13 protein-coding genes are annotated in these 15092 nt (G+C 58.1%); 7 read left to right on the top strand and 6 right to left on the bottom strand.

Features of this window, described 5'->3' with window-relative positions; genetic code table 11:
* Positions 1-366: 366 nt before the first annotated feature.
* The gene (locus Q4D85_RS01680; RefSeq protein WP_303197802.1) at positions 367-873 is read left to right on the top strand and encodes a GNAT family N-acetyltransferase; all 507 of its coding nucleotides are present in this window, start codon (positions 367-369) and stop codon (positions 871-873) included.
* On the opposite strand, the gene purT is transcribed toward Q4D85_RS01680, so the two are convergent.
* Positions 870-2078 (bottom strand): formate-dependent phosphoribosylglycinamide formyltransferase, encoded by a 1209-nt coding sequence (gene purT / locus Q4D85_RS01685; protein ID WP_303197806.1) that lies wholly within the window; start codon positions 2076-2078, stop codon positions 870-872. The genes Q4D85_RS01680 and purT overlap by 4 nt on opposite strands.
* A gap of 33 nt (positions 2079-2111) precedes the next feature.
* Positions 2112-3401 carry an adenylosuccinate synthase gene (locus Q4D85_RS01690; RefSeq protein WP_303197808.1) on the bottom strand — a complete coding sequence of 430 codons (1290 nt, stop codon included), beginning with the start codon at positions 3399-3401 and terminating at the stop codon, positions 2112-2114.
* A gap of 269 nt (positions 3402-3670) precedes the next feature.
* Here Q4D85_RS01690 and Q4D85_RS01695 point away from each other — a divergent pair, with 269 nt between their 5' ends.
* Positions 3671-4342: a hypothetical protein gene (locus Q4D85_RS01695; protein ID WP_303197810.1), complete on the top strand. Its 672-nt coding sequence runs from the start codon at positions 3671-3673 to the stop codon at positions 4340-4342.
* On the opposite strand, the gene Q4D85_RS01700 is transcribed toward Q4D85_RS01695, so the two are convergent.
* Entirely contained in the window at positions 4339-6534 is a 2196-nt protein-coding gene (locus Q4D85_RS01700; RefSeq protein ID WP_303197812.1) for a hypothetical protein, read from the bottom strand. The genes Q4D85_RS01695 and Q4D85_RS01700 overlap by 4 nt on opposite strands.
* A 225-nt stretch (positions 6535-6759) precedes the next feature.
* Between Q4D85_RS01700 and Q4D85_RS01705 the strand changes: the two genes are divergently transcribed.
* Complete coding sequence (locus Q4D85_RS01705) at positions 6760-7194, top strand: YbjN domain-containing protein (RefSeq protein ID WP_303197814.1); 435 nt, start codon at positions 6760-6762, stop codon at positions 7192-7194.
* Positions 7194-8048: a hypothetical protein gene (locus tag Q4D85_RS01710; RefSeq protein ID WP_303197815.1), complete on the top strand. Its 855-nt coding sequence runs from the start codon at positions 7194-7196 to the stop codon at positions 8046-8048. Before Q4D85_RS01705 ends, Q4D85_RS01710 begins: the two co-directional genes overlap by 1 nt.
* On the opposite strand, the gene Q4D85_RS01715 is transcribed toward Q4D85_RS01710, so the two are convergent.
* Both Q4D85_RS01715 and fbaA read right to left on the bottom strand, forming a co-directional pair.
* Entirely contained in the window at positions 8045-9211 is a 1167-nt protein-coding gene (locus Q4D85_RS01715) for an aromatic acid exporter family protein (protein WP_303197817.1), read from the bottom strand. The two genes, Q4D85_RS01710 and Q4D85_RS01715, sit on opposite strands and share 4 nt — an antisense overlap.
* A 582-nt stretch (positions 9212-9793) precedes the next feature.
* Positions 9794-10828: a class II fructose-bisphosphate aldolase gene (gene fbaA / locus Q4D85_RS01720; RefSeq protein WP_303197819.1), complete on the bottom strand. Its 1035-nt coding sequence runs from the start codon at positions 10826-10828 to the stop codon at positions 9794-9796.
* A 192-nt stretch (positions 10829-11020) separates the two neighbouring features.
* On the opposite strand from fbaA, the gene Q4D85_RS01725 reads away from it, so the two are divergent.
* The 3 genes from Q4D85_RS01725 (at position 11021) to Q4D85_RS01735 (ending at position 13985) form a co-directional block, all read left to right on the top strand.
* Complete coding sequence (locus Q4D85_RS01725; protein WP_303197821.1) at positions 11021-12349, top strand: hypothetical protein; 1329 nt, start codon at positions 11021-11023, stop codon at positions 12347-12349.
* Positions 12350-12517: 168 nt separating this feature from the next.
* On the top strand, positions 12518-13177 hold the full coding sequence (locus tag Q4D85_RS01730; protein ID WP_303197822.1) for a hypothetical protein: 660 nt from the start codon (positions 12518-12520) through the stop codon (positions 13175-13177).
* Complete coding sequence (locus Q4D85_RS01735; RefSeq protein ID WP_303197824.1) at positions 13161-13985, top strand: hypothetical protein; 825 nt, start codon at positions 13161-13163, stop codon at positions 13983-13985. Before Q4D85_RS01730 ends, Q4D85_RS01735 begins: the two co-directional genes overlap by 17 nt.
* A 642-nt stretch (positions 13986-14627) precedes the next feature.
* On the opposite strand, the gene Q4D85_RS01740 is transcribed toward Q4D85_RS01735, so the two are convergent.
* A complete protein-coding gene (locus Q4D85_RS01740; RefSeq protein WP_303197825.1) occupies positions 14628-15086 on the bottom strand; it encodes a hypothetical protein in 459 nt (152 codons plus the stop codon).
* Positions 15087-15092: the final 6 nt, after the last annotated feature.

Here is a 15092-nt window from a genome sequence, read left to right on the forward strand (position 1 = left end):
CTCACTGCGGGGCGTCGACAAGCGGCCCGAAAACCCAACAACGCAGCACACGCAAAACCCTTGGATCACTCCCCAACCAACCGCCTGATTCCAGTGTGCTGCGAAACCTCACTGCGGGGCGTCGACAAGCGGCCCGAAAACCCAACAACGCAGCACACGCAAGACCGGGAACACTAAGAAGCGTCCGGCGTGCTTCATTGCAGATTTTTAGCCTTTCATTAGGTTGGATTTTAAGTCACTGGAGCATTTGGCCGTGAACTTGCCCACATCTAGCGCGCTACATAGTGCCGGTGAACTGGGTGAACGCGGTTCACTCAGCATGTCGAGTTCCCCAGTGTGTGGTTTGAAAGTGTAAGTTGGGGCGTCATGAACGTTTTCTTCGCGGTAGATCAACTCTCGCGCTTGTCTGCGCTAGAGGTACATAAGATTTATAAGTTGCGGGTGGATGTGTTTGTTCATGAGCAAAAGAGCCCGTACCAGGAAATTGACGAAGTCGATGCGCTCGACACCACGTTCCACGTCCAGGCGTGGAAGCACGCCGATTTGGTAGAGCGGGATTTGATTGCCTGCGCCCGGCTATATCCCGAGGTGTCACCCTCCGGTGACAAGCGATTCCACCTGGGGCGGGTGTGTGTGGCGCAGCCGTACCGGGATCGGGGGTTAGGCACCGAGATTATGAAGCAGACTTTGCGGCTGGCTGCGGAGCAGAACCCAGAGTTTGACGTGTATATCGAGTCGCAGACCACCGGCGTGCCATTCTATGAGGCACTGGGCTTTACTGTTTCTGGTGCAGAATTCGACTGGGATGGTGTGCCACATCTGCCGATGGTACTGCCCGCCGCCAAGGTGGCAGCGTTTGCCACCTTGGATTAGTTCGCAACCACTTGAATGCTGCCCGCTGCCGCTTTGGCGCGGGCTTTTGCCGTTGTGACGTCTTCGGCGGTGGAAAGCGCCACGCCCATGCGTCGATAAGCAAATGATTCGGGTTTGCCGAACAGTCGGATATCGGATTCGGGGATGGCTAGTGCCTGGGCAAGCCCGGTGTAGCCCACAGCTGGTGCGTCCACCCCGCCATAAATCACGGCGGATGCGCCGGGGCTGGTGCAGGTGACGTCGATAGGCAAGCCGAGAATGGCGCGGGCGTGGAGCGCGAATTGGTCGAAACGCTGGGTCGCCAGGGTAACCATGCCGGTGTCGTGAGGGCGGGGCGAAACTTCGGAGAAGTACACCTCATCGCCAGCGATAAACAGCTCGACGCCGAAAACGCCACGCCCACCCAATGCATTGGTGATCCGGGCCGCGATGGAGCGAGCCGCATCAAGTGCGGTGGGGCTGAGCGGCATCGGCTGCCACGACTCCACATAGTCGCCGCCGAGTTGGCGGTGCCCGATCGGTTCGCAGAACCAGGTGGCTAGCTCGCCGCTTTGCGGGTCGATGGAGCGGATCGTCAGCAGGGTGATCTCGAAGTCAAAGTTGACGAATCGCTCCACCATCACCGTGCTGCTGGGGTTTCGGCCGTCGCGTTGCGCGGTCCGCCACGCACGGGGAATATCCTCCGGCCCCTGCAAGACGCTTTGGCCTTTGCCGCTGGAGCTCATGCTGGGCTTAGCCACGCATGGGAAACCGGCGTTTGCTACCGCCTCTTGGAATTCCGCTTCGGTGCTGGCAAACCAATAGGCGGAGGTAGGAATGCCGAGTTTTTCGGAGGCAAGCCGCCTAATGCCTTCCCGGTTCATGGTCAATTGGGTGGCTTTGGCCGTGGGGACGACGGTTCGGCCCTCTTCCTCCAATTGCACCAGGGTGCGAGTGTTAAGCGCTTCAAGTTCCGGCACGATGAAATGCGGATCGACGAAGTCGACGAGTTCTTTAATAGCGGCACCGTCTGTCATATCGACCGTGTACCCGAAGTGGGACACTTGGTGGGCGGGCGCGTTTTCGTAACGGTCGACCGCGTGCACTTCCACGCCAAGCCGTTGAAAGGCGATGGCGATTTCCTTGCCTAGTTCGCCGGAGCCTAACAGCATGACCCGGATAGCGTTGGGACTGAGCGGGGTTCCGACGGTTTTCGGTGTGAACATGAGGTAACTCTTCGCTTGTGTAACGCTCGTCGTTTAGTCAGCCATCACATCATGGATAACGATGGTCTGATCCCGGCCAGGGCCGACACCAATGTAGGAGATCCGGCAGCCCGAAAGCTCTTCCAACCGGCGCACATAGGCCTGGGCTTTTTCTGGGAGCTCGTCAAAAGTAGTGCAACCAGTGATGTCTTCCTCCCATGCTGGCATGGTTTCGTAGATCGGAACCGCATGGTGAAATTCGGACTGGGTCAGCGGCATTTCGTCGTGGCGTACCCCATCCACATCGTAGGCCACACAGATGGGGATTTCCCCAATGCCGGTGAGCACGTCCAACTTGGTCAGGAAGAGGTCGGTGAAACCATTGACCCGGCTCGCGTAGCGGGCAATCACGGAATCGTACCAACCGCAGCGACGCTTGCGGCCGGTATTGACCCCAACCTCGCCGCCGGTGACCTGGAGGAATTCGCCCCATTTATCGAAAAGTTCGCTCGGGAATGGCCCAGCGCCCACCCGGGTGGTGTACGCCTTGATAATGCCCAAGGAGCTGGTGATCCGGGTCGGACCAACCCCAGAGCCGACGCAGGCACCGCCTGCGGTGGGGTTGGAGGAGGTAACGAACGGATAGGTGCCGTGGTCGACGTCCAGCATGGTAGCCTGGCCGCCTTCCATGAGCACGTGCTTGCCAGCATCGAGTGCCTTATTAAGCTCCAATTCGGCGTCGATCATCATGGGCTTTAGCCGGTCGGCGTAGGAGAGGAAGTAGTCGACAATCTCGTCGGCGACGATCGCCTGCCGGTTGTACATTTTGACCAGGATTTGGTTCTTAACATCAAGAGCGGATTCAATTTTCTGCCGCAGAATCGACTCGTCGAAGACGTCCTGCACCCGAATACCCACTCGGGAGACTTTATCCGCGTAAGTAGGACCAATGCCGCGACCGGTGGTGCCGATGGCGCGCTTGCCTAAAAATCGTTCCTGCACCCGGTCAAGGATTTGGTGGTACGGGGCAACAAGGTGAGCATTTGCGGAAATCCGCAGCCGGGAGGCGTCCGCGCCGCGTGCTTCGAGGCCGTCTATTTCGTCGAAAAGCGCCTCAAGGTTGATTACCACGCCATTGCCAAGAATGGGGGTGGCGTTTTCAGAGAGCACACCGGCCGGCAACAGCTTCAATTCGTATTTTTCGCCGCCGACGACGACGGTATGGCCGGCGTTATTGCCGCCGTTGGGTTTGACCACGTAGTCAACCAAACCGCCGAGGATGTCGGTGGCTTTTCCTTTGCCTTCGTCGCCCCATTGGGCACCGACAATCACTATTGCTGCCATGAATTACACGTCCTTGACTTTGATTTATTGAACTTCCCAGCCAAAACAGAAAGTTCACAGACGTTTGATTATTGTACAGTGAACCACCCTAGTTCCTGGAACTAATGCAGGTTTTCTCAACTGTTGCACGATAATTTTCGCGGATTGCGCTTGTAATTTTCTCATCGACATTGCGCACCAGCGTCCCCGCCCCATATTAAAATTACAACTGCTACGAACACGACTCGAAAGAAAACCTTATGTCATATTCTGGCCCCACACCTTCCGGCATGGATGATAAAAACCAATTACATGACGCATTTCGCGGCACCCAATTGCCCCCAACCGTGGCGGCGCCTGCGGCCACACCCGTGGCAGTAACGCCGCAGCCAACCACCGGAAATTCCCGCCCGCTAACCGCCATTTTGGTTGTGATCGCCATAGCGTTAGTCGTTGTAGGTGTCCTCTTGGGGCTACAACTTCTCAAAAGCTCCACCTCGGAATCTGTGCCCGCTGCCGCGCCCGAAACCGTAACCAAAAAGGTCGAAGTAGTCACCGAGGTTGTTACCGAAACCACGGTGGCAACGCAGCACCAGCAACCACCTGAGCCCGCAGCTGATATCCAGGCCGCCAGCCGGGCGGGGCTGAAAGCTACCGGGTTTTCCGCGCTCTCGTGCGTGGGCAACGATACCTGGGTGTTTGCTGCGCTAAGCACCGACGGCAAACACGTGCTGATCTGCCAAGTCGGCACCAGCGGTGGGTACTACTACACCCACGACTATTTGGCGGATGTTTACCAGAAGGATGTGGACGAGGCCAATCTGGCGGCGGGCACCTTCCGGGTGTTTAATTCCGACGCCACGATCAGCATCGCCCCATCCGGTTTATACGTCGACGCCGTCCAAGGTTCAGATTTCAGCAGTTCGTTTAGTACGTCGTTCACCTCAAACCCCTGGCGCTAGCATTCGGTAAGAAGCCGCTCCACCTGTTCCGTGGCGCTTCGGGTATCGGTTTCACCAGTAGTGCCAGCCCCGTGCGCGGCCGCCCACAGGGCTAGCAGTTCGCCGACCGTCATGCGGGTACTCAAGGATTCCAATTCCGCCCGCACCATGTCGACAGCGCCGGTTCCGCCGGTGTGAAACCTGCCGCGTTTGACGCCTAACGACGTATCCAGCCAGATCAGTTCCTCATTTTTGAGGTCAATGACAAACGGGATCGCAGAGGTGCCATCGTTCACCAGCCGCATCGCGGTTTCCACTGTGCGCGGTTCAAAAACTTCACCCGACATTAATCCGCGGCGCGTCATCACCCCGGTGTAGTTGTCGATCAGCCGAAACGGCAGGCCACTGTAACTAATCAGCACCGGAATGGCGTAGCGAACGCCGGGAATTGTGTCGAAAACAGTAGCCGCCCCGGCGCGACCGGCTTCGGAACGCAGGCGGATATTAATGAATTCCGCCGCACCGTTCGGCTTCGGCGCGTACACGATGTCCCCGGAATGGGTGACCACGTGCCGCAATCTATTGTCGGACAGATTGGTGTAATCGACGTAAGCCAATTGTTGCGTAAGTGTGTCATCGGCGAATATCACCCCGAGGTCAACATCAAAGCCAAACCAGTGCATGAATAGCCGGATCGAGCAATCGTCAGCGGCGACGTCAAGCGGAATACGCTCGCCACGTGCGAGCGGCCGGATGGTGTCGGAGACATCGCGCCGCACCAATTCCACCGGATCCGGGCAGCCGCAGGCGACCGGCCCGCATGGTGGGGTGGTGGTTGTCAGGCGGTTCCGTATGGCCAATTCCAGCGCGGTTTTCACCTGGGCAACCGTTTCTGCTGTTACCCCGTCGGGGATGCGACGCAATAGTTTGGGGCCGACTCCCAGTATTCGGATCACCACTAGTTCCGCGTTTCGGTTGCGCAGGGCGTTATACGCGGAGATTAAGGTGCTCAGCCGTGACTGTGCACCGATTTCAGTAATGGCATCGCATAGCCGCGCCATGGCGGCCGGGTCGGTGTGGCTTAGCCGCATGAGATGTTGGGCACGGCGAATGAGCATTCCGGGGTTGGTTTCCAAAAGTTCAAGGGCGCGCTGCGTTTCGCCATCGGCCACGGCGGTTTCCACCTGGCTGTTAAAGCTGCGGTAGGTGATGTTGTCGTGGATGATATCCAGTTGGAATTTCACTTGGTCGTGTCCGGAAATGGAGTACGGCCGGATGGAGCGCATGACTTTTTGCCACAGGGGTTTCCGGCGCACCAGGAGGTTGAGGTTGGTGGGGTCGTCGAAAAGCGCGAGAGCCTTAAGCACTTGCCGCCGGATTTTTCGCGGCATCGTCGCCACCGCGATACCTGGGTATTTCAGGTCGGCAAAACTGAATCCAGAATTTGGCACTTTGGTGTAGAGCACCAACGCGGCGCGCAGAACGTCGTCGAGATTGCGCGCTTTGCCCAACGCCGACGCCATGATGCGGTCACGGTCAAGCCCGGCGTGCCGCAGCCCGTGCAATGCCGCCCCGAAGTTTTCACTGTTTCCGATTGTGGTGGTTTCCATCAGCGCGATCGGGTCGAAGCCGGTGCGGTTGTCGGTGTTAGCCCGCACCAGCTGCCGGAACCGCCCGAACAGCGGGTTTTTCATGGGCAGTTCGGAAATTTGGGTGCCGCGTAGCGCGTTAATCAGATCGATGCTGTGCAAAACGTCGGCGGCGGACATACTCACTGGCTTGGCCCATAGCTGCGTTAACGCGGATTCGTCGAGGTGGCGGAGCGTGAGTTCCCGGAAATTCTGGGTCCAATCGATGGCTTTGAGCGCTCCCCGCCGATAGCTGCGGCCGCGTGTTGGCAACCACTCGCCGAATTCGTAGTAGTGCATAATCGCGTTGCATACGAGCGTGATGTCGTCTGCGTCCATGACTTCCTGCGGAAAGCCCGGATACATCACCTTATAAGTACGGTCGGCACCGGCGACGGTGCGGGCGTTTTCTAGCAACACGACGAGTTCGATGTCTGTTAAGTGCGCCAGTTCCTCCCATGCGGCAACGAAACCGAGCCGCAATAGTTGATACGCGGCGGTGACTGCTTGCGCTTGAGTGGCAGATGGCTGGGTTGCGGACGCGACGAAGTACCCACGCCGCAGCATGCTTGCGGTGGTAAACACTTTTCCCCCAAAGTTTTTATCTAAAACGGCGAGGAAAGCGACATCCGAGTCCGAATATAAGAATTGAAGTATCGTCTGTCTAGGGCCTCGCCACCTAAGAATCTACACCCGCCCCCACCTACCGTCAACGGATGTGGTGCATATCCCCCTGTGCGGTTGCGTGGTTTCTAATACAATTGGTCGAAAGACGAACGACACGATACAAAAGGGAAAGATCACCACATAATGAGCGAATTGACCGAGCCGTTCACCATCGACCGGGTAGCGGATTATTTACGGGCGCAAGATTACAACTTCACCACCGACGAGGACGGCGATATTTTTACCGGATTCGACGAAAACAACTTTGTTTTGGTTGCCACCGGAAAAATGCGGGAAATTTACGTGGTTCGTGCAACATGGAAAGTAACAGCACCGATTGATGCGCGGGGGAAATTAGTAGAGATCTGCAACGACTGGAATCGGGAAAAGCTGTGGCCTAAAGCCTATGTCACCGTGGACGATGAAGGAATGGTGCGGGTGCATGCCGAAACCAATACCGATTTGGAGCACGGGGTGGGCGACCGGCAGTTAGCCCAGCTGACTGACTGCGGTATCGCCACCGCGTTGCAGCTGTTTAACCGCCTTGATGAGGAATTCCCCGACACCCGGTTCTCCTAATGCGTCTTGTAATTCTTCGGTGCGGGACCGTCCCTGAACTTAGTTTTCCGCCCACCGCCGAGCTTTTCGACGTCTCCGCGGTCCCGGGTCGCCGTGAGTTGAATCCGCTCAACGTCATCACCGCTGAGATTTTGCCGGTTGATCCCACCCCCAGTCTCACGGACATTGCGCAGCAGCCTGACGTCTCCCACCTGGGCACGCCCACCTTCGCGCCGCAGCCTATCGACGAGCCCCTGCGGGTTGTCGTCATCGGATCGGATGCAGCGCTATCGGCCGTTTTGACCAGGCTGATGCGCGCCGACACCATGTGGGTGGAAATCGGTTTCGTCCCCACTGACTCGCACTCCAATGCCGCACAACACTGGGGACTGGCCGACCTTTCGCCCCAGGAGCAAGTGGATTTCGCCACTACCGGCCGCGTGCACCCGCTGCCGGTGATTCGGGACGATTCCGCCACGGTTGTTGCTGGTACCGCCACTGTCACCGATTGGGACAATAAGGAAATCACGGCGGAAATAATCGTCGACGACGACGTTTTGCTACGGCACGAATCCGCCCGACGTATTCCCCGCTACGGGATATTCGGTGCCAAGCTGGTGCCCATGTTTGATGCCCCTGGGATAGCGGCGGCGGTTTTAGATTCACCGCTTTCCCGCCCACCGAAAAAATGGTGGCAGCGCTCCCCTCTCCCGGTTGCCACCACCGACCCGGACACGGTTCACACCGGCCGGGCGTTGCAAGCTGGCGGTGAAACTTTGCGAGTCACCATCGATGGGGTTTCCCGTAAACGCGCAGTGGAACGGGTGACTTTCTACCGGCACCTGCGGGACCTCCAGGCGGTTCGGAAAGTCTAATCCGCCACGCTGCCGTCGTTTTCCCACAGCTCCGGCGGCTGCCCCGGATGTTCCGAGGTTGGCCGCAGGATCGCCACCGCACTGCGTCTCGATAGCCCGCAGATCTGGAGCAGGTCCACAATAATCGACCTGGATTGCCCCAGAATCATCTGTGCCGACAACACCTTGCCTTCTGCTACTTCCAGCCGCGCCTGATTTCCTAATACCCGCAGCCGTTTAATCAGCTCCGGCATTTCCTTATGCGCGTCCTCACCACCGCTGAATAATTCCTGCAGCCGCAAGGAAACGTCGGCAAGCTCGGCGATAATCGCAATTTGTTCGGTCGACACCTCGTCGTGGTCCTCTGACAGCACCAACGCCCGGCGCGCCAACACCCGGGTATTACGAATCGCGTTATCCACCGGATTGAGAATCCGCAGCAAGGACCGAATCTTCGGCCGCTGCCGCCACAACAATGGGCTCACAGTGAGGTTTTCCGCGCCCGCCTTTGCCGCCGCGATCATATTATTGATACCCCCTTGGGTGCCGCGCGCCTCCTGCAGTGCGGTGCGAATCGCCTCGGTATCGCCGGTTTTCAATGCGAAAGCCACTTGATCCAAAACCCGGGACGTGACCCCCATGAGCATGGATATTTCCTTACGACCCTGTTTGAGCGGCGACTCCGGGAACACCGCGATAACCGCAAGCCCCACCAAACCTCCGATGAAGGCATCAAGCATCCGGTCGGTTCCGCCAGTTGTTCCCGGCGGCAAAATCGTGGCGATCAATACTGAGGCGAAAGCGGCCTGATTTGCCACCAGCACTCCCTTATCCAAAAACCGCCCGAATGCGATGGCCACGGCAACCGCGACCGCGATCTGCCACACGCCCGACCCGATGAAAGCTATCATGAGGTCGCCGATGCCCACGCCGACGCTCACCCCAACCACCAGTTCCATCGCGCGACGGAATCGTTCGCCACCGGTGGTGGACAGCACGATGATGGTGGCCATGGGGGCGAAAAACGGGTCTGGGTTTCCCACCACGTGTGCCGCCACCCAATAGGATAATCCGGCGGCGACGGCGGCTTGGATGATATACAACCACCCTTCGTTCAGGCGGTGCCAGCCCTCTTCAATCCGGGTTTTAATACGAGCAGCTGTGTTCTGTGTGGCTTTCGGCATGGTTGTTGTGTTCAGCCTCCAATTTCACCACGAGTTCGACTTTTGCTTCTTGTAGAGTCAACGTCGCCACCACCCGTTGTGTTCCCAACCCACACAGCCAAAGCCCACCACACACCCGAAACCCGTGTGCTGCGAAACCTGCCGTGGGGGCGTCGAAAAGCACCCCACAAACCAGGAAACGCAGCACACACCACACAGCCACGTTCACCCAGCTCACGCACCCTCAAACCCGTGTGCTGCGAAACCTGACACTTAAGCGTCGAAAAGCACCCCACAAACCCAACAACGCAGCACACACCCCACAGCCATATTCACCCAGCTCCCCACCCAAAACCTGTGTGCTGCGGAACCTCCCCACACTCCTAACCAACAAACCCGCATTTCCCACAATCGCAGCACACACCGAAACCACAACTAACCTGGCACAACCCCAGCCGAAACCTGTGTGCTGCGAAACCTAACACCCAAGCGTCGAAAAGCACCCCGGAAACCAGGAAACGCAGCACACACCGAAACCAGGATGAAACGCACAACACCCGCACCTTAATGCGGGTGTGGGTGTGGGTGAAAGCGGGCGTGAGATTACTTGCTTAAGGTGGTACCTACGGAGTGCAGATCCTGGCAAGCCTCAACGATGCGGTCGGCCATGCCCTGCTCCGCCAGCTTCAGGTAGGAGCGTGGGTCGTAGGTCTTCTTGTTTCCGACCTCACCGTCGACCTTCAAAACGCCGTCGTAGTTGGTGAACATGTGGCCTGCGATTGGGCGGGTGAATGCGTACTGGGTGTCGGTGTCAACGTTCATCTTGATAACGCCGTAACGCAGTGCTTCCTCGATCTTTTCCTTCTCGGAGCCGGAGCCACCGTGGAAGACGAAGTCGAATGGGAGGGCGTCGTCGCCGAGTCCCAGCTTCTCGCGGGCGACCTTCTGGCCTTCAAGCAGAACCTCAGGGCGCAGCTTCACGTTGCCTGGCTTGTACACGCCGTGGACGTTGCCGAAGGTGGCGGCCAGCAGGTAGCGGCCCTTTTCACCCACGCCGAGGGCGTCGACGGTCTTGGCGAAATCCTCTGGGGAGGTGTACAGGTTGGCGCCAGCCTTTGCCTCAACACCGTCCTCTTCACCACCAACGACGCCGATTTCGACCTCGAGGATGATGTTGGCTTTGCGGGCCTTCTCAAGAAGTTCCTGGGCGATGACGAGGTTCTCGTCGATTGGGACAGCGGAACCGTCCCACATGTGGGACTGGAACAGTGGCAGTTCGCCGCGGTCAACGCGCTCCTGGGAGATGGCGATCAGTGGGCGGACGTACTCGTCGAGTACTTCCTTTTGGCAGTGGTCGGTGTGGAGTGCCACGTTGATGTTGTAGTGCTTTGCGGCTTCGTGTGCGAATGCTGCGAGTGCGCAGGCACCTGCCACTTTATTCTTGACGGACAAGCCGGAACCGAACTCTGCACCACCGGTGGAGAACTGGATGATACCGTCGGATTCTGCCTCCGCGAAACCACGAAGCGCTGCGTTGATGGTTTCGGAAGAGGTGCAGTTAATCGCTGGGAAGGCGAAGCCGCCTGCCTTGGCGCGATCGAGCATCTCGTTATATACCTCAGGAGTTGCGATTGGCATGTGTCATCCTCCAAGAATGCATGTAGTAATGATTGTTTCGGGAGCCGCAAAACTTTAGGCAACCCGCCTTTACAATTATGCCAGGATCACCGCGTATATGTGTGGTTCTAAGTGGGTGAAAAACCACACATTCGGGCATGGGAAATGCCCACTTGCCGACAAAACCATAAATGAACCTTAGAATGAGAAACCATGCGAGATCTTCGGCCATACCCACCGCTTATTACCGATGACAATGACATCGATTTGTTTGTGCAAAATTTTTCTCGCGCCGCCGATCAACCGTTCCCGGCACCGATTGTGGGTTTCGTTCCGCTTCTTTTCGTCGACCCCTACCGACTGCCGCCTGAGGTCGTCGAAAAGCTAGAGCCTTACCTGGGCAAACTGTATTCGCTTTTCGACGACCCCACGCAGCACGCCACCATCGAACGCATCGTTAACACCTGCGTACCCGTGGCGGCAAGCGCAGCTGATGTGCAGTACTGGGCTGGCGTGTACCACACCATGCTCGGGGTGCTCACCGGCTCAGCGTCCACCGTTTCCGCAGGCTACGCCCGGCAGGCGCGGGGACTGCGGGCGGCCGGGGACAGCGAGCGCGCTGCGGAATTATTAGCACACACCGGGGTGGAACCAGCGCCGGAAAGCTCCCGCATCAACGACATTTTCGCCGGCCGGGCCGATTCCACGGTTAGTGATTCTGGGGTTGCGGTGTCGGATTTCATCGGGGAATTCGCCCACGCCACCCCCGCGCAGGTGGCGGACTGGATGGCGGTGATCCTGCCAGTAATGCAGAACGAACTCGACGCGAACCGCTCCGCCAGCATCAGTTTCGTGACGCAATTCGATACTGAACTGAATAAACGATTATTTGGTTCCGGGCAGGCAAATCCCGCGTTCGATGAGGCTCTGGCCGGTTGGTATGAGCTTTTTAGCACCCAACCCATCCCCATTTTTGAACACCTGTCGCCCCGCACCACTTATTTCGCGCTTTTGCCGTTTGCCCGGGCGGATTACGACCAGCAGCGGCCACTTCACGACGTCTTGAACCGGCTCGATGTTCTTCAAAGCGTGGCCTATAGTCTCGCTGACTACAAAACTTCCCTGGCTGCGGCGAATAACCAGATCCGGTGGGCGCAGACCGCTGGCGATTTCTATCAAGCAAAGAAGGCATCCGAATCAGCTTGGGAATACGCCAACCGGCTATTAAAGACTGGGGTTTCTAATATCCACACCGAAGCCCTGTGGGCGACCCGCAGTTTCGCCCAGTTGATGTCGTTGGATAATAACAAACATCGCGCTGCGGAGCTCCTTTTGAGCGTGCGACAGAACTTTACGTTTAGCTCGCTCGAATTCAGCGCCCAATTAAATTACATCCTGGCGGTCATCGAGCTTGCCGATCTCTTCGGCGAGGCGCACCAAGACGCTAATCGACGCCGGTTACTCGCCGAAGCCGCCCAGCTTTACGACGACATTGGGCTCAGCACCGAGGCGATTAAACTGCGGCAACTCCACAAGCTGTAACGCCTTAGGGCTTGCACAAGGGGTAAAAACGGGTGAAAAATATATAAATTAATCTCAGTTTTCTATCCGCAAACCTAAGGAAACGGTATAGTGCTATCAGGCTAAAGCTAGGGGAAGTCTCCCCTATCACGCCTAATTGACGCCTGACCCCGAACGAAACACACAGCTATGTCGAATACACCCGCGCATCGCCCCGGCACCGACCCCTTCGAGACAACCAGTTTTCCGCCGGTCACTGAGCAATTAGGCAACCCGTTTCACGCCCCACAGCACCCCCAGTATTCGCAGCAGGGGTTCCACCCGCAGCCGCCGATCCAGTATCAACAACCGAAATCCAACACCGGCAAAATCATCGCCTTAATCCTCATTATTTTCTTAGCACCAGTGGTGCTGCTAGCCGGATGCATGCTGGTCACCGGATACACCTTCGTCGATGCGGTCAACAGTGAACTTAGAAGCGCTGGCTTTAGCTTCGAAGACACCGAAAGCGCAGTAGAAACCGTCACCGTGATGGAGACCCCCGCCGCTGGCGAACGCCCTACGGAAGAGAATTTCCCCATCCCGGTCACCCCTGTCAACAGCGCAGCGATCAATGATGAGCCCGCCGGAAAATTCACCAAGTACTTCAAATCCGGCCCCACCAGCGACCCTTTCGCAACGGCGGTCGGTGACCAGTTCCGCATCAATTACAATGCGACTGGCAAAACCAGCGACGAGTTGCAGGTGTTCTCACCAGTGACGAACCAAAGCTACACCATGCAGTGCGTCGACCGGCATTCCTATGTCCACTGCACCGGTGGCAATAATGCAAATGTTTATATCTCCTAAGCGCCTGGTTAGCGGGATGCTGATCGCGGCACTAAGCCTCAGCGCCTGCACTATTCCGGTCGACCGGGTGGCGTCGAAAAGCAAAGCAACATCCACCACCACGGTGACCTTAACAGCACCCACGCCGCGGCCGGGCTCGCTCGACGGAACTGTCCTTGCGACGATAGCGACCAACGTCGAAGCCGAAACCGGGGCACAAGTCGGCATAGCCGTCGATGGCATGGTCGCGGGCAGTATTCTCAGCGGCCCTGCTTGGTCAACCGCGAAGGTTCCGGTCGCAATCGCCGCGCTGCGCCAATCCACCGACCATTACGAGGCGATGCGAAGCGCCATCACGACCTCCGATAACGCCAGCGCCCAGCAGCTCTGGGACGCCCTCGGGGGCGGCGAACCCGCCGCGGAAGCAGCCACTGCGATCCTGCGGGAAGGCGGCGACCTAAGCACTCACATACAGCCGTTTGTCCAGCGTGACGGCTTTTCCGCGTTCGGGCAAACCCAATGGTCGCTCATCGATCAAACCACCTTCGCCCAACGCTTAACGACGATCCCCCAGGCCGAATCAGTCTTCGCCGCGATGGCGGAGATCGCCCCGGACCAGCGCTACGGCCTGGGGCTCTTCCCCGGCGCGCAATTCAAAGGCGGCTGGGGGCCAGAACCCGACCAGGGTTATCTTGTGCGGCAATTCGGGGTCATTCCCGCCACGAACGGTCCGGTCGCCGTCGCGGTTATCGCCAAGGCCGACAATTACGCGGCTGGGCAATCCGCGCTCACCGCGCTGGCAGTCAAGCTGCAACCTCACGTGCACTAGAGGGCTGTGTGCTGCGAAACTTATTTCGCGCGCACTACAACGGGCGCCAAAAACCCACAAACGCAGCACACCTCTTGAGCAAGGCCACCCCACCGTTGTTTCCCCTGCCGCCCGGTGTGCTGCGAAACTTCAAATCTCGCCGGATTTTCCTACCTGCCAAACCCACAAACGCAGCACACAGCACGGTCCCCTGAAACCCCTGCACTACGTGCCCACAAAGGAGTGCTGCGAAACCTATTTCGCGCGCACCACAACGGGCACCAAAAACCCACAAACGCAGCACACCCCTGAGCAAGACCACCCCACCGTTGTTTCCCCTGCCGCCCGGTGTGCTGCGAAACTTCAAATCTCGCCGGATTTTCCTACCTGCCAAACCCACAAACGCAGCACACAGCACGGTCCCCTGAAACCCCTGCACTACGTGCCCACAAAGGAGTGCTGCGAAACCTATTTCGCGCGCACCACAACGGGCACCAAAAACCCACAAACGCAGCACACCTCAGAATGGGAAGTGACCTGCTACAAAACCCCAAGTGACCGTGTGCTGCGAAACCACGTGGGGCGGCGGTGAAAAGCCCCCTAGAAATACACAAACGCAGCACACAAAAATCAGGGGGTGACGTGGGGTTTTAATAGTGTTGATTATGCGCCGAACCACGCGCTATTTCGTGGCAGCCACACCATGCCAGCGGCGATCGCGCCGATGACGCTGAGCGGCCAAAGACTGGTCACAATGTAGAAAAAGCCGACGAAGCTGGTGGTGGTCACCAACCAGCGCGCCCACCGGCGCGCCTTGAGCAAACCCACAGCACCGACGATATTGATGGTGGCGATGAATACGGCGGTGAGCACCACCAGGTCGCGGGCGTTGGCGCGGGTGGTGAACTCGTCGACAAGCAGCCAGAGCATGACACCGGCGACGATGACATACACGGCGGCGGCCACTTTCACCGCCAGTGGTGCATCCCACATGCGCACGGCGGCGAACGTCGGATGCTGGCGGTTCGTGGCGGAGGTAGCCACCACCTGGTAGGCATAGTCGGTGCCGACGCGTAATTCTTGCTGCTCAGGCGGGTCAGCGAACGGGTCATGGAAGCTCATCTAGTT

Source organism: Corynebacterium sp. (assembly GCF_030532965.1).
GTDB lineage: Bacteria > Actinomycetota > Actinomycetes > Mycobacteriales > Mycobacteriaceae > Corynebacterium.

What these genes read in the sequence shown, in the direction of transcription:
- Q4D85_RS01740 (WP_303197825.1), bottom strand. Translation starts at nt 15,086, where the DNA reads ATGAGCTTCCATGACCCGTTCGCTGACCCGCCTGAGCAGCAAGAATTA.
- Q4D85_RS01725 (WP_303197821.1), top strand. Translation starts at nt 11,021, where the DNA reads ATGCGAGATCTTCGGCCATACCCACCGCTTATTACCGATGACAATGAC.
- fbaA (WP_303197819.1), bottom strand. Translation starts at nt 10,828, where the DNA reads ATGCCAATCGCAACTCCTGAGGTATATAACGAGATGCTCGATCGCGCC.
- Q4D85_RS01715 (WP_303197817.1), bottom strand. Translation starts at nt 9,211, where the DNA reads ATGCCGAAAGCCACACAGAACACAGCTGCTCGTATTAAAACCCGGATT.
- Q4D85_RS01680 (WP_303197802.1), top strand. Translation starts at nt 367, where the DNA reads ATGAACGTTTTCTTCGCGGTAGATCAACTCTCGCGCTTGTCTGCGCTA.
- purT (WP_303197806.1), bottom strand. Translation starts at nt 2,078, where the DNA reads ATGTTCACACCGAAAACCGTCGGAACCCCGCTCAGTCCCAACGCTATC.
- Q4D85_RS01690 (WP_303197808.1), bottom strand. Translation starts at nt 3,401, where the DNA reads ATGGCAGCAATAGTGATTGTCGGTGCCCAATGGGGCGACGAAGGCAAA.
- Q4D85_RS01735 (WP_303197824.1), top strand. Translation starts at nt 13,161, where the DNA reads ATGTTTATATCTCCTAAGCGCCTGGTTAGCGGGATGCTGATCGCGGCA.
- Q4D85_RS01710 (WP_303197815.1), top strand. Translation starts at nt 7,194, where the DNA reads ATGCGTCTTGTAATTCTTCGGTGCGGGACCGTCCCTGAACTTAGTTTT.
- Q4D85_RS01730 (WP_303197822.1), top strand. Translation starts at nt 12,518, where the DNA reads ATGTCGAATACACCCGCGCATCGCCCCGGCACCGACCCCTTCGAGACA.
- Q4D85_RS01705 (WP_303197814.1), top strand. Translation starts at nt 6,760, where the DNA reads ATGAGCGAATTGACCGAGCCGTTCACCATCGACCGGGTAGCGGATTAT.
- Q4D85_RS01695 (WP_303197810.1), top strand. Translation starts at nt 3,671, where the DNA reads ATGGATGATAAAAACCAATTACATGACGCATTTCGCGGCACCCAATTG.